Source organism: Mycobacterium sp. NGS64, from assembly GCF_059812245.1.
Genome location: NZ_JCALCI010000002.1, coordinates 1130185 through 1151533 on the forward strand (window position 1 = coordinate 1130185; position 21349 = coordinate 1151533).

At 67.0% G+C, this 21349-nt stretch carries 19 protein-coding genes; 7 read left to right on the forward strand and 12 right to left on the reverse strand.

All coding sequences use genetic code 11. The features are described 5' to 3' along the window. Positions 1–11: 11 nt before the first annotated feature. The 4 genes from AC5Y4S_RS13635 to AC5Y4S_RS13650 are packed head-to-tail and all read right to left on the reverse strand — an operon-like array spanning position 12 to position 4064. The gene (locus tag AC5Y4S_RS13635; protein WP_500033239.1) at positions 12–1097 is read right to left on the reverse strand and encodes an acyl-CoA dehydrogenase family protein; all 1086 of its coding nucleotides are present in this window, start codon (positions 1095–1097) and stop codon (positions 12–14) included. Next, positions 1087–2283 (reverse strand): acyl-CoA dehydrogenase family protein, encoded by a 1197-nt coding sequence (locus tag AC5Y4S_RS13640; RefSeq protein WP_500033240.1) that lies wholly within the window; start codon positions 2281–2283, stop codon positions 1087–1089. Before AC5Y4S_RS13640 ends, AC5Y4S_RS13635 begins: the two co-directional genes overlap by 11 nt. Beyond that, positions 2280–3590 carry an amidohydrolase family protein gene (locus AC5Y4S_RS13645; protein ID WP_500033241.1) on the reverse strand — a complete coding sequence of 437 codons (1311 nt, stop codon included), beginning with the start codon at positions 3588–3590 and terminating at the stop codon, positions 2280–2282. The genes AC5Y4S_RS13640 and AC5Y4S_RS13645 overlap by 4 nt, the downstream gene beginning before the upstream one ends. A 42-nt stretch (positions 3591–3632) precedes the next feature. Further along, positions 3633–4064 (reverse strand): SRPBCC family protein, encoded by a 432-nt coding sequence (locus AC5Y4S_RS13650; protein WP_500033242.1) that lies wholly within the window; start codon positions 4062–4064, stop codon positions 3633–3635. A gap of 76 nt (positions 4065–4140) precedes the next feature. Between AC5Y4S_RS13650 and AC5Y4S_RS13655 the strand changes: the two genes are divergently transcribed. The 3 genes from AC5Y4S_RS13655 to AC5Y4S_RS13665 all read left to right on the forward strand — a co-directional run bounded on the left by AC5Y4S_RS13655 (position 4141) and on the right by AC5Y4S_RS13665 (position 7417). After that, entirely contained in the window at positions 4141–5037 is an 897-nt protein-coding gene (locus tag AC5Y4S_RS13655) for an enoyl-CoA hydratase/isomerase family protein (RefSeq protein ID WP_500033243.1), read from the forward strand. Between the two features lie 75 nt (positions 5038–5112). Further along, positions 5113–6018 (forward strand): SDR family NAD(P)-dependent oxidoreductase, encoded by a 906-nt coding sequence (locus AC5Y4S_RS13660; RefSeq protein ID WP_500033244.1) that lies wholly within the window; start codon positions 5113–5115, stop codon positions 6016–6018. A 19-nt stretch (positions 6019–6037) separates the two neighbouring features. Continuing rightward, complete coding sequence (locus AC5Y4S_RS13665) at positions 6038–7417, forward strand: aromatic ring-hydroxylating oxygenase subunit alpha (RefSeq protein ID WP_500033245.1); 1380 nt, start codon at positions 6038–6040, stop codon at positions 7415–7417. Positions 7418–7676: 259 nt separating this feature from the next. Here the strand turns inward: AC5Y4S_RS13665 and AC5Y4S_RS13670 are convergent, their stop codons facing one another. After that, a complete protein-coding gene (locus AC5Y4S_RS13670; protein WP_500033246.1) occupies positions 7677–8480 on the reverse strand; it encodes a DUF732 domain-containing protein in 804 nt (267 codons plus the stop codon). Between the two features lie 175 nt (positions 8481–8655). Next, the gene (locus AC5Y4S_RS13675) at positions 8656–10110 is read right to left on the reverse strand and encodes a glycoside hydrolase family 183 protein (protein WP_500033325.1); all 1455 of its coding nucleotides are present in this window, start codon (positions 10108–10110) and stop codon (positions 8656–8658) included. 421 nt (positions 10111–10531) lie between these two features. On the opposite strand from AC5Y4S_RS13675, the gene AC5Y4S_RS13680 reads away from it, so the two are divergent. The 4 genes from AC5Y4S_RS13680 to AC5Y4S_RS13695 all read left to right on the forward strand — a co-directional run bounded on the left by AC5Y4S_RS13680 (position 10532) and on the right by AC5Y4S_RS13695 (position 15301). Beyond that, positions 10532–11848, forward strand: a complete 1317-nt coding sequence (locus tag AC5Y4S_RS13680) for an MFS transporter (RefSeq protein WP_500033326.1) — start codon at positions 10532–10534, stop codon at positions 11846–11848. Positions 11849–12072: 224 nt separating this feature from the next. Beyond that, positions 12073–13299, forward strand: a complete 1227-nt coding sequence (locus tag AC5Y4S_RS13685; protein ID WP_500033247.1) for an acetyl-CoA acetyltransferase — start codon at positions 12073–12075, stop codon at positions 13297–13299. A gap of 2 nt (positions 13300–13301) precedes the next feature. Continuing rightward, a complete protein-coding gene (locus tag AC5Y4S_RS13690; RefSeq protein WP_500033248.1) occupies positions 13302–14816 on the forward strand; it encodes a carotenoid oxygenase family protein in 1515 nt (504 codons plus the stop codon). 2 nt (positions 14817–14818) lie between these two features. Further along, on the forward strand, positions 14819–15301 hold the full coding sequence (locus AC5Y4S_RS13695) for a VOC family protein (protein WP_500033249.1): 483 nt from the start codon (positions 14819–14821) through the stop codon (positions 15299–15301). Between the two features lie 3 nt (positions 15302–15304). Here AC5Y4S_RS13695 and AC5Y4S_RS13700 read toward each other — a convergent pair whose 3' ends face one another. The 6 genes from AC5Y4S_RS13700 to AC5Y4S_RS13725 form a co-directional block, all read right to left on the reverse strand. After that, positions 15305–15730: a hypothetical protein gene (locus AC5Y4S_RS13700; RefSeq protein ID WP_500033250.1), complete on the reverse strand. Its 426-nt coding sequence runs from the start codon at positions 15728–15730 to the stop codon at positions 15305–15307. Positions 15731–15779: 49 nt separating this feature from the next. Continuing rightward, on the reverse strand, positions 15780–16553 hold the full coding sequence (locus AC5Y4S_RS13705) for a VOC family protein (protein WP_500033251.1): 774 nt from the start codon (positions 16551–16553) through the stop codon (positions 15780–15782). A gap of 84 nt (positions 16554–16637) precedes the next feature. Continuing rightward, entirely contained in the window at positions 16638–17111 is a 474-nt protein-coding gene (locus AC5Y4S_RS13710) for a type II toxin-antitoxin system Rv0910 family toxin (protein ID WP_500033252.1), read from the reverse strand. A 5-nt stretch (positions 17112–17116) separates the two neighbouring features. Next, positions 17117–17302 (reverse strand): antitoxin, encoded by a 186-nt coding sequence (locus tag AC5Y4S_RS13715; protein ID WP_068138600.1) that lies wholly within the window; start codon positions 17300–17302, stop codon positions 17117–17119. A 34-nt stretch (positions 17303–17336) separates the two neighbouring features. Then, complete coding sequence (locus AC5Y4S_RS13720; RefSeq protein WP_500033253.1) at positions 17337–19724, reverse strand: HAD-IC family P-type ATPase; 2388 nt, start codon at positions 19722–19724, stop codon at positions 17337–17339. Further along, positions 19721–21313, reverse strand: coding sequence for a serine hydrolase (locus tag AC5Y4S_RS13725; RefSeq protein WP_500033254.1), 1593 nt, complete (start codon positions 21311–21313; stop codon positions 19721–19723). The genes AC5Y4S_RS13720 and AC5Y4S_RS13725 overlap by 4 nt, the downstream gene beginning before the upstream one ends. Positions 21314–21349: the final 36 nt, after the last annotated feature.

Consider the following 21349-nt stretch of genomic DNA (forward strand, 5'->3'; position numbering starts at 1 on the left):
ACCCCTTCGGTTCACGGCACACTCTCGCGGGTCTCGGTCGCCGGGTAACGCGCGGTGAGCCACCGCGCGGCAACGTCTCGGTGGTAGGCGCGGGTGCCTAGGGTCGCCGCCGCGCTCGCCGCGCGGCGCAGGTAGATGTGCGCGTCGTGTTCCCACGTGTAGGCGATTCCGCCGAACACCTGGCTGGCGCCTTCTGGCACCGCGCGTAGGGCGTCGACGCCCCAGAAGGCGGCGAGCGATACCAGCGCCGCGGCATCGGGATGCTCGTGCTGGCACGCGTCGGCGGCCCGATTGACGAGCGCACGCCCGACTTCGATGGCGCACCGCTGGTCGACCAGGCGGTGTTTGATCGCCTGGAAGGTGCCGATCGGGCGGCCGAAGGCGACGCGCAGCTTCGCGTACTCCGTTGCGGCGTCATTGGCGGCTGACGCGATGCCGACCAGTTCGGCCACCTGCGCAGCCTGACTCCGCAAGGCCGCCTCGCGGTGGCGACGTCCGGCGCACTCGCCGGACTCGATGACGTCAATATGTGTTTCGTGCAACGTGATTCGCGCCGCAGGATTATGGTCGAGGGGGGTCACCGGTTCGCAGAGCACGCCCGGCGCGGTGGGTTCGACCGCGCCCAGAACCGTGGCCTCGCCCGTGCCCGCGCAGACCAAAAGCCTGGTAGCGACCGCGCCGTACGGCACGAGCGGCCATACCCCCGAGACGCCCTCTTCGGTGCGCTCACCGCGCTCGAGCAGCAAGAGACTGACGCCGTCGGCGCAGCGGTCCTCACACCACTCCGCCGCCGCCGCGACGGCGAGAGGGACGGGTGCCGATGCGGCGCCGGCCGCTTCGGCCAGAACGCAGAGTTCGCGAAGGCCGCTGCCGCCCCCGCCGCCGGTCTCGCTCACCAAGACGTCCGCCCATCCCGCTTCGGTGATGGTCTGCCACAGTTTCGGGTCGAACACCGCCCCAGGGCCGTCGAGCAGAGCCCGAAACGCCTGAGACGACCACGCCTTTCGCAGGATGGCGTCGGCCGCTTCGCGCAGCCGGGCGAGTTCCTCTGCGCTTGCTGCGATTTCGCTCAACGACGTCACGCTGTCAGGGGTCACGGGGCAACCCCAGCAACTTCTCCGCGATGACGTTGCGCTGGATCTCCGATGTGCCCGCGCCGAATGTCGCGGCCCGCATGAGCAGGTAGCTCTGTGCGACGTTGCCGTTCTTGGCCGCCCCCACCGAGCCGCGCTCCAGCGTTCCGGCCGGTCCGGCGAGGTCCAGCCCGAAGTCGGCCATCGCCTGGTCGACCTCCGAGGTCATGAGCTTGGCCACCGACGCTTCGGGTCCGGGGCTGACACCACGGACGCCGGCGGCGGTTGCCTGTGCCGCAATCTGACGCAATGCCTCAACTTGCGCGGCGAAACTGACGATCCGATCGGCCACGTAGCTGTCGTCGCCGCGGCCCTCGTGCCGCAACGCCCCCTGTTCCTGCGCCATTCTGGCCAGGATCGCCAGCCGTCGTTCGATGCGGTGGGTGCGGCTTTGGCCCACCCGCTCGTAGCCCAGCGTGGATTTGGCCACCTGCCAACCGCCGTGCAGTGGCCCGAGTACGTTGGCGAGCGGAACCCGCGCCGAATCGAAGAACACCTCGTTGAACTCGGACTGTCCGGTGATCTGGCGGATCGGGCGGACTTCGATCCCGCTCGTGGTTAGTGGCACAAGGATGTAACTGATCCCGCGGTGCTTGTCCGCTGTCGGATCGGTTCGCGCCAGGATGTAGATCCAGTCGGCGTACTGCGCCTTGGAGGTCCAGATTTTCTGGCCGTTGATGATCAACTCGTCGCCGCACAGTTCGGCCCTGGTCTTCAGGGCGGCGAGATCGCTTCCGGCGTCGGGTTCGCTGAAGCCCTGACACCACACTTCCTCGCCGGAAAGGATTTTCGGCAGGTAGCGCTGGCGTTGGTCGTCGGTACCCCACTGAATGATGGTGGGACCGAGCTGATTGACGGCGCTGCGGTTGATGGGCTCGGGGGCGTGTGCGGCGGCCATCTCGGCGTTGAAGACGAGTTGCTGCACCGGGGTGGCGCCCCGACCGCCGAACTGCACGGGCCAGGAGATCGCCGCCAGGCCGGCATCGTGAAGTCGGCGCTGCCACACCCGCATTCGCTGCAACCGGTCGACCTCGGAGGGCCCGGAGCCAAGGACGTCGTCCGTTAGTGCAGATGCCAGGAAGCCGCGAACCTCGTCGCGGAAGTGCCGATCGGCATCGGTGAGGACGACCCCGTAATCCGGTTCGGTCACGCCCCACCGCGAAGGATCGACGCCATCCGTACCTTCATGTCGCCGTAGGTGATTGCGGTGGCGCCAGCTTTCGGTGCGCGGCCGGCATCCACCTTCGGCGCCGACAGATCGAGGCCGGCGATCCTTCGCCGCAGCGCGGCGACGGTGCAGTTTTCCCTGCCGCGTCGCTCGACGCCGGTGTAGCCGAAGGCGCGGGCGGCATTACGCCAGGTGATGGCCTCGACCTCGTCGGGTGTGCAGCCCTCCAGCTGGGCGGCGAGTTGCTCGGGCGCATCCGGCCAGCTGCTGTCCGAATGCGGGTAGTCCATCTCCCAGCAGATGGTCTCCACCCCGATGCGATCGCGCATCTCGATGCCGACCCGGTCGCGGATGAAGCACGACATGAAGTTGCGGCGATACACGTCGCTGGGGCTCAGTCCGTCACCCAGGTCGTCACCCGTCCAGGCTCGCTGGCGCGAGTAGATGTCCTCGAATCGCTCCAGCAGGAATGGGATCCACCCGATGCCGCCCTCCGACAACGAAAACTTGATGGACGGGAATTTCCGCACGATCGGTGAGAACAACAGGTCGGCCACGAAGCGCTGGGTGTCGATCGGCAGCATGGAGTTGTAGGCCAAGTAGGTGGTCAGGTCGGACGGCACGGGCAAGCCGCCGCCGGTGCCGATGTGGATGTTCACCACCGTGTTGTGTTCGCAGATCGCTTCCCACAGCGGATCCCAGTGCGGATCCTGCCAGGGTGGCTGCCCGTAGCTTCCGATGTGCTGCGGAGCCGTCACCGCGCGACAGCCCCGCCCCGCAAGGCGCCGCACCTCGGCCGCGGCCAGGGCCGGGTCCCACAACGGCAGGATCCCCATCGGGATGAACCGGTCTGCATGCCGGCCGCACCAGTCCTCGATGTGCCAGTCGTTGTAGGCGTGCACCATCGCCTCGGACACGTCGCGGTCTCCGCGGTAGGTGAACAGCGCGCCAGAGATGGTGGGGAACGACGGAAAGCACAGGGAGGCAAGCACACCGGAGGCGTCCATGTCGTTTACCCGTGCGTCGACGTCGTAGCACCCGGCCCGCATGTCGCTGAATCGCGACGGCTCGAATCCCCATTCGTCGTTGGGCCGGCCCGCAACCGCGTTGAGCCCGATGTTCGGCAGCTGCAGGCCGTCGTACACCCAGAAACACACGCCATCGGCGTCCTCGACAATGCGCGGAGCGTCCTCGGCGAAGCGGCTGGGCACCCGGCCGACGAACATGTCGGGCGGTTCCACGGTGTGGTCGTCGACGCTGATCAGTACCAGATCGAGAGGATCAATCACTCGAATAATCCTAAACTAATAGACACTTTCTGTCTAAGTGTTCTATGTGGATTCTCGCGCTCGGGCGAAATCCTGCACCCAGCCCGCCATCAGGCCGTAGACAGACTCCATGGCATCGCGCGCGGCGGCATCGTCACCGATGGGCTCATAGTCGATGTCCCAGACGACGGTCGATTCTCCAGGGGCATCCGCGCTCTCGGACACGGTGTTCACCGCCACGAAGCGGCTGACCGGCATCGGATTGTTGGTGATCTCGTACGACAGCGCGCGTTCGTCGGGCTTGATCCAGATGAGGGTCTCGATGACCGGCTTCTCAGTGCTCGCGGCGATGAACCGCCGCATACCGGGCCCGTCGCCCTCGACCCTGACATCGCTGGGTCCGGGGATCCAGTCGACGTTGCCGAAGTCGGCGAGAACGGCCCACACCGCGTCCGGTGGCGCGGCGAGCCGCTTGGTGACCGTGAATGTTGGCATTCGCTGACCGTATCACCGGATGTGACAGTTGATCGACTAGTGTACTTATGTACCGCCGCTGCGCGAAGGAGGGTGTATGGGCACCAACGCCGCCGCTGAAGGCGAATTCGAGGTCGACGAGGGCTGGATCCGCTATGAGGTCGTCGAACCGCACATCGCGCAGATCACGATCAACCGGCCCGAACGGCGCAACGCCATCCTGTCTCCCGGAATGCATGAACTCTTCAAGGAGCGACTAGACCGCGCCGAAGACGACGACCAAGTCAAGGTCGTCATGTTGCTCGCCGAGGGCAAGGACTTCTGTAGCGGCGACGACGTGCGCCGACTCCCGGTGGAAGAAGCGGGACTGCGCAAGGGCGAGCGATTGCCGCAGACCGCGCGCCTGGGCAACGCCCGACGCCTGCACCGGCACCTGACCAATTGGCTGGAGTTTCCGAAGACGGTGATCGCCGGCTGCCAGGGTGCCACGCTGGGCGCCGGGATGAATCTGGCCCTGGCAGCAGACATTCTGCTCGTCTCCGACGACATGTACCTAGCCCGCCCTCAGGCGCGCATCGGGTTCGCCGGGTTCTCCACAGCCATGCCGCTCGCGCTGCTCAAGATGGGACCCAACCGCGGCTACGAGGCGATGATCACCGGCCGCAAGGTGACCGCGAACGAACTACGTGAGTGGGGGGTGGCCGCGTCGGTGGTGCCCGCCGGGCGACTCCGCGACGAAGCGTTGCGCTACGCCCGCGCAATCGCTCACCACTCGGCCGACGGCCTGATGGTGGGAAAGCACGCCTTGATCGCGTTCTGGCACGCCGTAGGTATGGCGCAATTCGGCGATTGGGTTCCTATGGGCCACACGGTGTTCAGCAACCTGATGTGGCGCGAGGACGAGTTCAACTTCATGAAGGAACGCGGCGCCCGCGGCGGCCGGGAGGCGATGGCCGAGTTGGAGCGCCGCTATGCGGAGTGGGGGTTCGAGTAGTCTGGACTAAACAGCTATACAAATATTGTGTGGGTGTTCTGTATGCTAGCCAGACGGGATGGGAGCTGAGTGACGATGGGTGTGCTTGACGGACGTACCGCGCTGGTCACCGGCGCCGGGAGAGGTATCGGCGCCGCGGTCGCGGAGGGCCTGGCCGCCGAGGGCGCTACGGTCCTGGTGTCCGATGCGGGCGTCAGCGTTGACGGGACCGGACACGACTCCACCCCGGCGGAAAGCGTCGCGGCGGCAATAACGAGCCGTGGCGGAAAGGCGTTCGCCGATACCACCGACATCACCGACTTCAACGCGTGCGCGGACCTCGTCGGCCGCGCCGCCGAGACGCTCGGCGGCTTGGACGTCGTGGTGAACGCCGCGGGGATCCTTCGGGACGGCATGGTCTTCAAGATGAGCGAGCAGGACTGGGACGCAGTGGTGTCCGTGCACCTCAAAGGAACGTTCAACGTCACGCGCCACGCGGCGGCCTGGTGGCGGGAGAACCGGGGCGGGCAGTACCGGCTGATTACCTTCACATCGATGTCCGGGTTGCAGGGCGCGCCGAGCCAGCCGAACTATGCCGCGGCCAAGATGGGCATCGTCGGCCTGATGTTCTCGTGCGCCAACGCGCTGCGCAACTATGGGGTGCGCTGCAACGCCATCGCGCCGATCGCGGGCACCCGGATGACGCAGGGCATCAAGGGCGGCGGCAGCATGGATTACTCGGACGCCAACGTTCGCCTGTCGCCCAAGAATTGTGTGCCGCCGGTCGTATATCTGGCCAGCGAGCAGTCCGAATGGCTCAATCGCCGCGTCATCTTCGCCGGCAATGGCCGGATCAGCCTGATGTCCAATCCCGTCGTCGAACGGGAGATCGTGTCGGCATCTGGGACGTGGGACATCGCGACCGCATTCGCCGAGATCGAGACGTCGTTCAAGGAAGCGGTGCTGTATCCCAACATCTTCGACAAGCCACCGTCCAGCTGAGCCGACGAAGAGTGTGACAATGACCGAGCTTGCCACCGAGCGGGTGCCCCAGAAGTTCGCCTGCCGCGAGACTTTCGTGCCCAAGAGCCGGTACATCGACCCGGAATTCTTGAACCTCGAGCTCGAGCGATTGTTCACCCGGGTCTGGCAGCCCGCGTGTCGCGAAGAAGAAGTCCCGGACGCCGGCTGCTTCTACGAGTACACGATCGGCCGGCAGTCCATCGCCGTCGTGCGCCAGAAGGACGGCACCGTCAAGGCGTTCCACAACACCTGCGCCCACCGCGGGATGAAAGTTATTCGGGGCAGCGGCTGCTCGGGCGATAGGGACTTGCGCTGTGAGTTTCACGGATGGCGCTACGGGTTAGACGGCCGGTCGTCCTTCGTCCCATGTCGTGACGAATTCGCTCCCCGCCCACGCGAGCAGTGGGGCTTACGTCCGGTCGCTGTCGGCGTGTGGGGTGGATGGGTGTTCGTAAGCATGGCGGAGAATCCACCCGATCTCCTCGAGTGGCTTGACCCGCTGCCGACCGCGCTGGCGCCGTTTCGGTTGCAGGACATGCGCTACCGCTGGCGCAAGCGCACCTTCTTGCCGGCGAACTACAAGACCGTTATCGACGCGTTCATCGAGGGCTACCACACTCCCGGCACCCATCCGCAGACCATGCGATCGGCGGAGGGCCCGCGGCCGTCGGCCGAGCCCGCATCGCCGCAGGAGTATGTCTACGCCCCCTACACCCCAACCATCACCTATAAGAACCACTCCCGGTTCGTCTATACGCAACGCCCCGAGCATGCCGGTCGCGACAGGGGCCGCCAAGAACAGGCAGCCCGACCCGAGGTGTTCGCCAATTCGATGAAGTACCAATACCTGGAAGTGGGCTCGCTGGTCACCGAACGTGACTATCGGGCCGCGCAGAAGCTGGCCGCGATGGAACCCAGCGACGTCCCGCCGTTTGTTCTGTACCACCAGATGTGCGAGGAACTCGCACGCGCCGAAGGCGTTGACTTTCCACAGATGTCGACGGAGCAGTACTTCGCCGGGAACGGCGACTGGCACGTGTTTCCTACCATGGTCATCCTGGTCGAGAAGTCCTGCCTGCTCGGATACCGCATGCTGCCCGACGCGGAGGATCCGAATCGGTGCACGTTCGAAATGTTCTCTCTTGAGCATTTTGCGCCCGGCGCGGTGCCCGAGACGCAATGGCAGGTCTTCGAGCGGTGGCAGGACCACGACGGCTGGGGTGAGCTGCCGTCGCAGGACCTGAGAAACATCGGCGCTATCCACGCCGGCATGCACTCGGCCGGGTTTGACGGGCTTTGGCTCAACACCGCGCAAGAGATGTCAATTCGCAACGAGCATGCGATCGCTGACAGGTTCCTTTTCGGCTCGAGTGACTAGGACGATGTCGGTCGTCGGATCGTAAGGGCGGTTCTTCCGCGTCGCCACAGGAGACGCGGTCGCGAGATTTCGTCGCGGATGGCGCCGTAGACAGCCTCGCCGACCCACTAAGGCGCGGCTGCGATCGGGGCGACCTCGACAGACCCTTCACGAAGCTAGGCGGCGCATCCCGACGCGTACCGCCGCGCTGAGTCTGGTCGAGCCAAATATGAACTGCTGCAACACATCGGATGTGGTTTCGCGCAGGTGATAGCGAACGCTACTGCTGGCCCGGGATTGGCGGCAGGCCATCCCGGATGTCTTGCAAATTGCCATTGATGCCCTGCAGATCACGTTCGATGGCCTGCAGTCCGGAGAGGGCATCTTGGAAGCCGGTCTGGAGGTGCTCCTGGCCGGACGGCTGGTACTGAGGGCAATACGCGACGACGGCGCCGGCCGCGACGCTGGCGCTTTGATTCGCATCCCACACCGACGATTGCTGCAGGACGCGGACGGCCTCGGCGAAGTCTGGCTGGTTCGCCAGGAACTCGCAGACCGCGTGCCCATGGGTCGTCACGTACTCGTTGCTGGGAACCGGCACGCCATCCTGCTTGAGCGCGCCGATGAACGCCCTGTCGACGATCTCCAGCGTGGGGGCGTGTGCTGCCGGCGCGGCCGGACTGGGTGCAGCGGCCGGCGGCGGCGGGACGGCCGCCGGGGGCGGGGCGGCCGACGGTGATGCTGGGTCGGCCGACGGCGCCGGGTCGGATTTATGCGCCGCGAACATGACCGCCACCGCGGCGGCGGCGACGGCCAGTAGGGACAGCGGCAACGCCGCGAGGGGAAGGGAGCGGCGACGCCGACGCTTGCGCCCAAGAGGTGCGCTGCGCGGCGATGAGGAGTCTGCCGGGACCGGAACCTCGTCAACCGCCTCGGGTTCCACGACCTCGACGGGGTGGCCCAGGCGCTCGTCGAGCAGCGCGTCGATGTCTCTGATCGACGGCCGACCACCGTGCTCACCCATCGATTGGCGCCCAAGGGCCATGCGCCTCAGCTCTTGGTCGATCGCCTCCCGATCGCGCATATCAACCAGTCTGAGGGTGTCACGACGTTGCGGCAAGCCCCGGTGACCGCTGACAACGCGTGTGCGCTTGATCATGGTGGCGACCCGCTACGCCCGGCTACGCCGCGCTTGCGATCGCCACCTTGATCATGGTGGCGACCCGCTACGCCCGGCTACGCCGCGCTTGCGATCGCCACTATGGCAGAACAGTGTGCATCAGCATCACGTCGTATGCCGACCACAGCGACAGGTTGAAGTAGAGATCCCGGCCCGACGACCACGGATGGATCATCGGCGCGTAGATGCCGCCGGGCATCTGGAAGGACGACACCAGCGGTTGCTCCCCGCTCCACGGTCCGGTCGGCGTCGGCGCGGTCCGCGCCACGACGTCGTTACTACCACCGTTGGTGTAGAGCACCAGGTACTGCTTGAGGTAGCTGTTGTACTGCGCCGACATCTCCCCGACCGGCCCGGGCCACAGCGGCGTCGCCGCCCCGGGATTGGCGGCGACCCAATGTCCGCCGTTGTCGCCGTTCCAGTACTGGTACTTGCTCAGGTCGGGCAGATAGTTCGGGGGAACCCGCGACAAAAACGCCGCGCCGCCGCGCCCCGACGGGGTGCCGAACTGGTAGATGTAACCGTCGTTCCCCTTCATGAACGCGCCCATTTGGAAATTCTCATTGCCCGGCGTGAAGGGGACCCCGGGGATGGCGTCCGCCGAGGCGGTGCGAATGCTGCTGGGAAAGATCCCCCAGTTCTGGCCGTTGTCAACGGATCTCGCGATCGCGGAGTAGTTCGTCTGCCATTCCCCGTCCCGGCCCCACTGCCGGATGGACATGTAGCTCATGTACTGGGTTCGCCCCAGGGACATGGCGGTGGTCGGGATGATGCCGGTTTCGTGCGGCGCCTTGTGGATGGTGTTGACGACCTGCTTGGAAAGATTGGACGCCCACACCGGTGAGCCGGAATACCTATCGTTGGGCACCCCGTCGGCGATGTGGATTCCGTGCGACAGGTCGCGGTCCGAACTGCGGAACAGCGTGTTGTATCGCCATTGCTGGCCGCGGACCTTGCAATAGCCGAACGTGTCACCGAAGGCCATGAGCACCTGGCGGTTGACGGGGTCGCCGTTGTCCCACATGATCCCGAGGTCGGTCCCCGAGATGCTAAATCGCTCGAGGGTCTTGTTCGGGCCGTTTGGTCCGGTCACCCAGTCGACCAGCGACGTCGGTGCCCCCGCGATATTGGCCGGGGGCGGGGGCGCCGGCTGCGCCGCCGGCTGTGGGGCCGGCTGCGGCTGGACCGGGGCCGCGTTCGGCACTTGCGGGAAGCCCGGCGCGGGCGGGTTGGGCCCGGGCGGCGGAACGACGCCGGCCTGGGGCTGTATCGGCGCGGAGTAGCGCTGGCCGCCCGTCGTTCCCGGCTTGAGCAACGAGGAGATCAGCGGACCCAGCTTGGGCAACGGCGCCTGGTCGTTCGCGTGAGTCGGCCGACGTCCGGTCGGCGGTTGGACGACGGGTTGGGGGGCCGGCATCGGGGGCGGCGCGGCCGGAGGGTCGGCGTTCGCCTCGGGCGCGCTGCAGGGAGTGGCGTTCGCCGTCGGCGCGGGGCCGACCACGACGAAGAAACCGAGGGCGGTCGCCGACGCCATCGATAACGACACGATCCGGGGAATCGCCGTCAATGTCACACCTTTCCCGGGAGCGGGCCGTCGCAATTGACGTCCGCAGCTGGCTCATGTGACGATAGTGATTCACGGGGCTAATGTGACCAGCGATCAGCGGATAGGTATGCATCCGTGACCGTGTCGCAACTCACCGGTTTCTCCGGCGCAGCGCTTTCTGCCGAGCAGACGCAGAATCGCACTGTACGAGCCGCGTGCGTGCGATTCTGCGTCTGCTCGCCGTATGGGATCCGTAACCCGGGCCGGGTACGCTCCCTTCCGCCAGCCCACGCGGTCGGCGCCCTCGCGGGCGGTCCACCTAGGAGGACATCCGGTGAGTGTCCCTAATCAGTTGCAGCAGGACCCATTCCAGAGCCGGACCTTTCTTCGCCGCGTGGTCGCCGCGTCGATGGCCGGCACCGTCGTCGAATGGTACGAATTCTTCCTCTACGGGACCGCGGCCACGCTGGTGTTCAGCAAGGTGTTCTTTCCGCGCGGCGGCAACGAGCTCGACGCGATCCTCGCCTCCTTTGTGACCTACGCCGTCGGCTTCGCCGCCCGCCCGCTCGGCGGCCTCGTCTTCGGCCAACTGGGCGATCGGTACGGCCGCAAGAAGCTGCTGCAGTTCAGCCTGCTGCTGGTGGGCGCCGTGACCGTGCTGATGGGCTGCCTGCCGACCTTCGCCCAGGTCGGTTATTGGGCGCCCACCCTGTTGGTGGTGCTGCGCTTCCTCCAGGGCTTCGCCGTCGGCGGCGAATGGGGCGGCGCCGTCCTGCTCGTCGCCGAGCACAGCCCGAAGGAGAGCCGCGGCTTCTGGGCGAGCTGGCCCCAGGCGGCCGTGCCCGGCGGCAACATGCTGGCCACCATCGTGCTGCTTTGTCTCACCTGGACGCTGTCTGACGCGGCGTTTTTGAGCTGGGGCTGGCGCGTCGCGTTCTGGTTGTCCGCGGTCGTCGTGCTGATCGGCTACTACATCCGCACGAAGGTGACCGACGCGCCCATCTTTCTTGAGGCGCAACGGGAGGTCGACCGCACCAAGGCCAGGCAGTTGGGCGCTATCGAGGTCTTAAGGCGTTACCCGCGCGGCGTTTTCACCGCCATGGGCCTGCGCTTCGGTGAGAACACCATGTACTACCTCGTCGTCACCTTCACCATCACCTACCTCAAAGTCCACGTGCACACCAACACCAAGGCGATCCTGTCGTGGCTGCTGATCGCGCACGCCGTGCACTTCATGGTCATCCCGCTGGCCGGAAGCCTCAGCGACCGATTCGGCAGGCGCCCAATCTATTTCGTGGGCGCGGTCTGCGCGTGCACCTGGGGATTCTTCGCCTTCCCGATGATGGACACCCGCCGCAACGCGATCATCCTGGCGGCCGTCATCATCGGTCTGGTGTTCCACGGCGTCATGTACGCCGTCCAGCCGGCGGCCATGGCGGAGATGTTCCCGACCCGGATGCGCTACTCGGGGGTGTCGCTCGGCTACCAGGTCACCTCGATCGTCGCCGGTTCGCTGGCACCGATCATCGCCGTGCGCCTGCTCGAGACCTACAAATCCTCGGTGCCCATTTCCTGGTACCTGGCAGCCACCGCGGCGGTGAGCGCCGTGTCCGCGCTGGCCGCCCGCGAGACCAAGGGCATCGACCTGGCGACCCTCGACCGCGCCGACGCCCAAGCCCTCCAGCAGCGGCCGACCGAGCCCGCGCGAGACGCCGCAGCGCCCTGAACAGCGCAAAGCCAAATTGCCCCAGGCCAGCGCCGGTTCTGACTATCGGCTGCCAGGTTGAGCCAATTTGTTTGTCGATCACGCTGGGCGGCAATGTTCCAAAAGAGGCGAATGCGTCGGCCGGCCTTCGCGTTCGTCTAGGTCCCGTCGGTTCAGCCCGAGAGCCGACGGGGCCGTCCCTTTTTGGCCACTCGGCCGAACCGTCCAGGAGTAGCGTGCGGCATATGGACGGCTCGACGGGCGTGTGGATACTGGGCGGCTACCAAAGCGATTTCGCTCGCAACCTCACCAGGGAGGGCCGCGACTTCGCCTCGTTGACCGCCGAGGTCGTCGACGGAACGCTCACCGCGGCGAAAGTCGACGCCGCCGATATCAACGTCGTGCACGTCGGGAACGCGTTCGGCGAGATGTTCGCCGGCCAGGGTCACCTCGGGGCGATGCCGGCCACGGTGTGCGACGAACTCTGGGACACCCCGGCCTCGCGGCACGAGGCCGCGTGCGCGTCGGGCAGCGTCGCCGCGTTGTCGGCGATGGCCGATCTGCGGTCGGGCGCCTACCACACCGCGCTGGTGGTGGGCATCGAGCTGGAGAAGACGGTGCCGGGTGACACCGCGGCCCAGCATCTCGGCGCCGCCGCATGGACCGGGCACGAGGGCGCCGGCGCTCGCTACCTGTGGCCGTCGATGTTCGCCGAGATCGCCGACGAGTACGACCGGCGGTACGGCCTGGACGACACGTACCTGCGGGCGATCGCGCAGCTGAACTTCGCCAACGCGCGGCGCAACCCCAACGCCCAAACGCGCGGCTGGACGGTGCCCGACCCGATCCCCGACGACGACGCGACCAACCCGATCACCGAGGGCCGGTTGCGCCGGTTCGACTGCAGCCAGATGACCGACGGCGGCGCGGGAGTGGTCTTGGTCAACGACGCATACCTGCGCGACCACCCGGACGCACGCCCGATCGGCCGCATCGACGGGTGGGGACACCGCACCGTCGGGCTGGGTCTGCGGCAGAAGCTCGACCGCGCCGTAGACGACCCTTATGTGGTTCCCCATGTGCGGGCGGCGGTCCTCGACGCCCTGCGCCGGGCCCGCGTGACGCTCGACGACCTCGACGGGTTCGAGGTGCACGACTGCTTCACGCCCAGCGAGTACCTGGCCATCGACCACATTGGGCTCACCGGACCGGGCGAATCCTGGAAGGCCATCGAAAACGGCGAGATCGAGATCGGCGGCCGGCTGCCCATCAACCCCAGCGGCGGACTGATCGGCGGCGGCCACCCCGTCGGTGCGTCCGGCGTTCGGATGCTGCTCGACGCGGCCAGACAGGTCAGCGGCGCGGCCGGCGACTATCAGGTCGAGGACGCGAAGACCTTCGGCACCCTGAACTTCGGCGGCAGCACCGCCACCACCGTCAGCTTCGTCGTGAGCGCAACCGAGGGATCATGACCATGGATGTCGAGATCGTCGGCAAGTACCTGTCCACCCTGCCCGAAGACGACGACCACCCCTACCGGACCGGCCCCTGGCGGCCGCAGACGACGGAGTGGGACGCCGACGACCTGACGGCCGTGGAGGGGGAAATTCCGCGCGACCTGGACGGCGTCTACCTGCGCAACACCGAGAATCCGCTGCACCCGGCGCTGAAGACCTACCACCCGTTCGACGGCGACGGCATGCTGCACGTGGTCGGCTTCCGGGATGGAAAAGCCTTCTACCGCAACCGTTTTATTCGCACGGACGGCTTCCTCGCGGAGAACGAGGCCGGCGAGCCGCTGTGGCCGGGTTTAGCCGAGGCCGTGCAACTGACCAAGCGGGAGGACGGCTGGGGTGCTCGCACCCGGATGAAGGACGCGTCGAGCACCGACGTGATCGTGCACCGGGGAATCGCGCTGACCAGTTTTTATCAGTGCGGCGACCTGTACCGGGTCGACCCGTACTCGGCCAACACGATCGGCAAGGAGACCTGGAACGGCCGCTTCCCCACTGACTGGGGCGTGTCGGCGCATCCCAAGGTCGACAGCAAGACCGGCGAACTGCTGTTCTTCAACTACAGCAAGCAGGAGCCGTACATGCGTTACGGCGTGGTCGACCAGAGCGACGAACTGGTCCACTACGTCGACATCCCGCTGCCGGGACCGCGCCTCCCGCACGACATGGCGTTCACCGAAAACTACGTGATACTCAACGATTTCCCGTTGTTCTGGGATCCGCGCCTGCTCGAGCACGACGTGCACCTGCCGCGCTTCTACCCGGACATCCCGTCGCGCTTCGCTGTGCTCCCCCGCCGGGGCTCGACGGGCGACATTCGATGGTTCGAGGCGGACCCGACCTTCGTGCTGCACTTCGTCAACGCCTACGAGGACGGCGACGAGATCGTGCTCGACGGCTTCTTCGAGGGCGATCCCCAACCGCTCGACACCGGGGGAACCAAGTGGGAGAAGCTCTTTCGGTTCCTGGCTCTGGATCGGTTGCAGGCCCGGCTGCACCGGTGGCGCTTCAACCTGAAAACCGGCGCGGTCATCGAAGAGCAGCTGTCGGAATCGATCACCGAGTTCGGGACGATCAACCCCGACCACGCCACGAGCGCCTACCGGTACACCTACGCCGCCACCGGCAAACCGGGCCGGTTCCTGTTCGACGGCCTGGTCAAACACGACGTGCTCACCGGGGAGCAAGAGGGCATCTCCTTCGGCGACGGTGTCTACGGAAGCGAGACCGCGATGGCGCCGCGGGTCGGTTCGACCGGTGAGGACGACGGCTACCTGGTGACACTGACCACCGACATGAATGCCGACGCCTCCTACTGCGTGGTCTTCGACGCCGCCCGCATCGGCGACGGCCCGGTGTGCAAACTCCAACTCCCCGAACGCATTTCCAGCGGCACGCATTCGACGTGGGCGCCCGGTGATCAGCTGCGGCGCTGGCATACCGCGGATTCGGCGGCAAGCGCGGTGGGGCTGTGACGATGTCCCACGGATCCCGCCGCCGGCACACGCACTGGCCCCCGCAGTTGGCGCCGCTCGGCGGCCTCCGCTTCGCCCGGCGCTCGTCGAACTTCGAAGAGACAGTGCGGTTTTACCGTGAGCTGGTGGGGCTGCCGCTCTACGAGACGTTCGAGGCCAGCTACGGCAGCAACGGCGCGATCTTCGGCCTGCCCAGCTGGAACCTGACGCTGGAGATCGTCGAGTCGGCCGAGCCCGTCGCCGTCGACCCCCACGAGCAGCTGTGCCTGTACTTCCCCGACCGGGAGGCGCAGCAGGCCGCGATCGCGCGGCTTCAGGCTGCAGGCCTGGCGCCCGTGCAGCAGCACCCGTACTGGGAGGCCACTGGCGCGGTCACCTATCGCGACCCCGACGGGCGTGAAATCGTGTTCGCGCCCTTCGTGTTCGGCGTCAACGAGCCCGAGGGCAGCGCCGCCTCGGGCACGCACGAGTTCCCGTCGGGCTGAACGTCACCGGCTCGAAGCCAGCGCCGTGATCACCGCCATGAGCGAACAGGCCACCGCGAAGGCCGCGGCGACGGCGCCGACGTAAAGACCGTATTCCGCCGATACCGGCGGGTTGACGTTGAGCTTGTAGTACCACACCGTCAGCCCGACGATCAGCAACGAAATGACCAGCGCCGCAACCGAAGCGGCCTTCACCGACAGGCCTCGGCCCACCATCGCCCCCGCCACCAGCAGCGTCGAGGACAGCAACACGATGAGCTGCCCCGCGCCGAAGCCCCTCGGCAGTATCAAGTTGCCGTGCGTCCCGCCGATGGCGTTGGCCCAGCCCCCGCCGCCCGCCGCCGTCGTCAGCCACGGCATCCAGGCGCTGGCCGAGATGAGCAACGCGAAAAGCGCGACCAGCCAACCGGGACGCAGGCGGCGAGTCATGGTTGGGAGAGTAGCCGACCCGCCGCTGCGCCGGTGTGATTAACGCCCGCTAGCTCTGCAGCGACGACAGATTGAAGATGACGCCGGTCGGATCGGTCGCCGCGGCCAATCGCCCGTACGGGGTGTCCTCGGCCGCCTGCACCACGGCGCCGCCATTGTCGGTGATCACCGCCAGCGTCTTGTCGACATCCTCGGCGCCGAGGAAAACGGTCCAATTCGACGGAACGCCCTCGGGCAGGCAGCTGGTGCCGTCCATCACGCCGAGCAATTGCTGACCGTCGAAGGATGCTGTGGCGTAGCGGAATTCGTCCGTGTCGGATACCTGCTCAGTGCGCCATCCGAACACCTCGTGGTAGAAGTCGAGCGCGGCGCGGAAGTCGCGCGTGGTCAGCTGGTGCCACACGGGGGAGCCGGCCTCCCCGATAACCTCGAAGCCGCGGTGCTCGAGCGGTTGCCACAGCCCGAAGAAGGCCCCCGACGGGTCGGTCGCCACACCCATGTGGCCCTTGGCCGGCACCTCATGGGGTCCCATGCACAGCGTGCCGCCCGCCGCGGTTATCGCGGAAACGGTCGCGTTGATGTCGCCGGTGTGGAAGTAGGTGGCCCATTGGTCCGGCGACCCGAACTCGGGATTGTTGGCCATCAGGCCGGCGACGGGGTGGCCGTCCTTCGCGGCGTTGACGTATCCGCCGTACTCGGGTCCGGCGGACTCGAACGTCCAGCCGAACACCGTGCCGTAGAAGTCCTGGGCGCGGTCCAGGTCCGACGTGGTCAGGTCGATCCAGCAGGGAGCGCCCAGCGGCGCGCCGTCACGGATGGGCACGATGATCTCCTCCTGAGGTGTCTTGGCCCCGTGCTCGGGGTTCACACCTATCGACTACCGCCGAGAAGAAAACTCATCGCGCGGTCACCGGCGGACGCCGCCGTCGCCGTTGGTGTGCGGGTCGGCGGCGGTGAACACCCTGACGAAGTTCCGCAGCGATTGGTTGATGTCGCTGCGCAGCGCGGCGGCCACGATCATGCCGATCGGTCCGAACAGCGCGGGACCGCCGAGGTGCACGTCGAAGCCGACGGTGGAGCCCTCGTCCGCGGGCCGCACCTTGGCCATCAGCTTCACCTTGACGCCTCCGACGCCGTCGCCGTTCAGCGTCATGCCTTCCGGCGGCTTGTAGCGCACGACCGTCCACTTGATCCGGTTGTACATGCCCTTGACCTCGACGATCGACTCGACGACCGTCCCCTTTTCGATGTTGTCGGGCAGCGTGCTGCGCCACACCCGGTGGATGGTCAGCCATTCCTTGTACCGGGACAGGTCGGAGGCGTGCTTCCAGGCCACCTCGGGCGGCAGCGGCACGTCGATCGATCCGGAGAGTTTCGCCATGTGCTCTAGTTCTGGTCGCCGGTGGCAGCGGAATCGGCGGCCTTCTTCGCCTCTTCCTGCACCTTGTGGATGGTGTCGGAGTACTTGCCTTGCGTCTTGTCGTCGACGAATTCGCCGGCCTTGTCGATCGCCATCTCGACCTTGTCGGCGTTCTGCGCCAACAGGTCCTTCGCCTTGTCCAGGAATCCCATCTCGCTCCCCTTCCCCGAGGATTCGCCCGGAATTTTACTTGGCGGCCGTCACCGGCTCCCGCCACAGCCGCGGCCGCACCCCCAACATCCGGGCCCGGATCCACCACGCCGCCTCGATCGCCGCGGCGCCCAGCGCGCCGATGCCGAGCGCGGTCGAGGTCACCACCGCGTTCGACGGGTCGAGCAGGAACTTCTCCTGCGCCAGCGGGAGGCTGAAGATCACCACGTACGCCACGCCGGAGAACGCGACCAGTGCCACCCGCCACCACTGGTAGGGCCGCGCCGCCACCGCGAGGACCCACAGCGCGGTCACCAGCAGCGTGATCAGCGCGGCCGTCGACGCCTGCTCCTGCTGGCGGAACGTGGCATGACGCCCGTGGTAGGCGACCAGGTAGGAGGCGAACGTCGCCGCGCCGACGAGAAGTCCCGACGGCAGCGCCGACGACACCACCCGGCGCACGAAGCCCGGGTACGCGCGTTCGTTGTTGGGTGCCAGCGACAGGATGAACGACGGGATGCCGATGGTGAACCACGCCGCGATGGTGACGTGGATCGGCTGAAAGGGGTACAGCAACGGGTCGGCCTTGAGCGGCTTGGCGAGCAGGCACTCGATGCCCACGAACAGTGCCAGCAGCACCGAGTACACCGTCTTGGTCAAGAACAGGTTGGCGACCCGCTCGATGTTGCCGATCACCCGCCGGCCCTCCCCCACGACATACGGCAACGTGGCAAACCTGTTGTCCAGCAAGACGATCTGCGCGACCGCCCGCGACGCCGGGCTGCCGGCGCCCATCGCGACGCCTATGTCGGCGTCCTTAAGCGCCAGCACGTCGTTGACGCCGTCGCCGGTCATCGCCACGCTGTGGCCGTGCGATTGCAGCGCCTGCACGATGGCCCGCTTCTGATCCGGCCGCACCCGCCCGAACGTGGTATAGCTATCCAGCGCGTCGGCCAATTCGGCCGGGTCCGTAGGTAGTTGACGCGCATCCATCGTGTCGCCGTGCAGCCCGAGCTTGCCGGCGACGGCCCCGACCGACACCGCGTTGTCGCCCGAGATCACCTTGACCGAAACATCCTGGGCCGCGAAGTACTCCAGGGTGTCGCGGGCGTCGGGGCGCACCCTTTGTTCGAGCACCACCAGCGCGACCGGCGTGACCCGTCCCGGCGCGTCGGGGTAGTCGACGGCCATCTCGGCTCGACCCAACAGCAGCACCCGCAGCCCTTGGGCCCCGATGCCCTCTGCCCGTTCGGCGGCCTCCGAAGCCGGATCCAGCAGCACGTCGGGCGCGCCGATCACCCAGTCGCCGCGGTCGCCGAAGGACACCCCACTCCATTTGGTGGCCGATTTGAAAGGCGCTGTCGCAGTGGGGATCCACCCCGGGGGCCGGTCATAGGTTTCGGCGATCGCCCGCATGCTTGCGTTGGGGCGCGGGTCGGCCGCGGCCAGCGAGGCCAGCGCGTCGCCGACTGGTTCGGACGGCGCGACCTGCACGACCTGGGAAACCCGCATGCCGCTTTCGGTCAGGGTGCCGGTCTTGTCGGCGCACACCACGTCGACGCGCGCCAGTCCCTCGATCGCGGGCAGTTCCTGCACCAGGCATTGGCGTTGGCCGAGCCGAATGACCCCAACCGCGAACGCGACCGACGTCAGCAGAACCAGGCCCTCGGGCACCATGGGCACCAGCGCGCCCACGGTCCGCAGCACCGATGGCCGCCACCCGGCGTGCGTGGTGAAGAACTGGGTGTAGATGGTCAGCAGACCGGCCGGCACCAGCAAATAGGTGACGAACTGCAGGATCCGGTTGATCCCGTTGCGCAGTTCGGATTTCACCAGGCTGAACTTGCTGGCCTCCTCGGCGAGCTTGGCGGCGTAGGCCTCCGGGCCGACCTTGGTGGCGCGGTACGCGCCGAAGCCGGTGACGACGAAGCTGCCGGACATCACCGCGTCCCCCGGGGCCTTGGTGATCGGGTCGGCCTCACCGGTCAGCAGCGATTCGTCGACCTCGAGGTTCTCCTCCTCCACGACCTCGCCGTCGACGACGACCTGGTCGCCGGGGCCGAGCTCGATGATGTCGTCGAGCACGACCTCACCCGGCATCAGCGTGGTGGTACCGGATTGCCTGCGCACCAACGGTTTCGCCTGCCCGACGATGGCGAGCTTGTCCAGCGTCTGTTTGGCCCGGATCTCCTGCACCATGCCGATGACGCTGTTGGCAATGATGAGCAGGCCGAACAGCCCGTTGATCACCGAACCCGTCGCCAGCACGATGACCAGCAGGACGCCGAGGATCGCATTGATGCGGGTGAAGACGTTCGCCCGAACGATGGCCGCGACGCTGCGGGTGGCGCGTTCGGGGACGGCGTTGCTCTTGCCCTCGGCTACCCGCTGTGCCACCTCGGCATCGGTGAGGCCCGAGATCATCGGGTGAACGTCCCCAACTTGTCGGAGTCGAAGTACTCCAGGTTCACGGTGGTTGCCGGCGAACCAAAAAATGTAGCTTTGGAAATCGTTCCCGGCGGGGCGTTTTCGTCCGTCACCGGGAAGGTGAAGGTGTCGCCGTCCCAGTGTGTCAACGTGAACGTCCGATTCTTCGGCCCCAGCGACAGCTGCAGCGCGCCATCGCGCTCGGTCACGACGGCCGGGCCCCAGTAGTCGCTGGCATAGACGCCGGCGTAGTCGCGCGGCGGTCGCGCCGGGGCCGGGTTGGGCGGGGGCTGCTTTCCGACCAGCGATCCTTCCGGGTTGTTCATCCAGCCGATCAGCTGCTTGTACAGCTCGGCCCAGTTTTCCCGAACCTCGCCGTACTGAACCAGATCCATGAACTCGGCGGTCAGCGTCTCCGGCACCCCGATGGGCGCCGCGTTCGTCAGCGCGATGATGCCCACATCCTCCGATGGCAGCACCACGAAATTCGTCGCCGCCCCCAACGAGAACGCGCCGGAATGGCTGTACTCGGTGCGGCCCGATGAGGTCACCGACACGTTGAATCCGTAGCCGTAGAAGCCGGAGCGGGCCTTCGGCGTCGCCGCGGGAGACGAGATCACCTGCGCGGTGGTGGCGGGCAGCAGGGCTTCCGGCGAGGTGATCCGCTGGCCCTGGTAGGTCCCGTTGCCCAGCAACATGATCAGCCAGTGCGCCATGTCGTTGACCGAGGAGCTCACCCCGCCCGCGGGCGACTGCTGATCCGGATCGCGCTGGAAGCGCGGCTCCCACTTGTCGCCGACCTTGACGTGGTTGACGGCGTGGTCGGGCCTGGCGATGAAGTCGGCGAACCGCGAACTCGTCGCCGTCATCCCCAGCGGGCGGTACAGCGCGTCGGCGGACAGGTCCTCCCACGGCTTGCCCGCCGCGGCCGCGACAGCCTCAGCGGCCGCGGTCACCCCGAAGTTCGTGTAGGCGTAGCTGTTCCGGAAGGGCGCCAGCGGCAGGTACTTCAGCCGCTCGAGCACCTGCCGGCGGTCGTAGCCCAGGGCCTCCAGCTTGTCACCGGCGTGGTCGGGCAGCCCGGAATGGTGCGAGTAGAGGTCGGCGATGGTCACGTGGCCGGTGACATACGGGTCGCTCAGCGCGAACCACGGCAGCTTGGACACCGTGGGCGTGTCCCAGGTGACGGCGTTGTCGGCGACCTGGTGCGCCACCACCGTCGCACCGACCGACTTGGACACCGACGCCAATTGGAAGACCGTGTCGGTGTCCACCTTGTTGCCCTGCGCATCGCCCTTGCTGGTATCCCTTACCCCAAAACCCTTGGCGTATATGGTCTTACCGCCATGAATGATGGCGACGGCCATGCCTGGGATGCCGGTGCTCTTCATCAGGTCGCCGACCAGGCCGTCGACCTTCGCCACGGCCTCGTCGATCCGACCGGCAGGGATCGCCAGGCCCGACACCTCGTTGGGCGGCGCGCCGGACACCGCAGGCGGCGGGCTGGACACCGGACGCGCAGGCCCACACCCCGTCAACGCGAGCAAAGCCAGCGACGCGGCCGCCGCCGCCGCGCGTTTCGTCATGGCCGCACACTTTAGCCTGGCGACGATGGCCGCCGG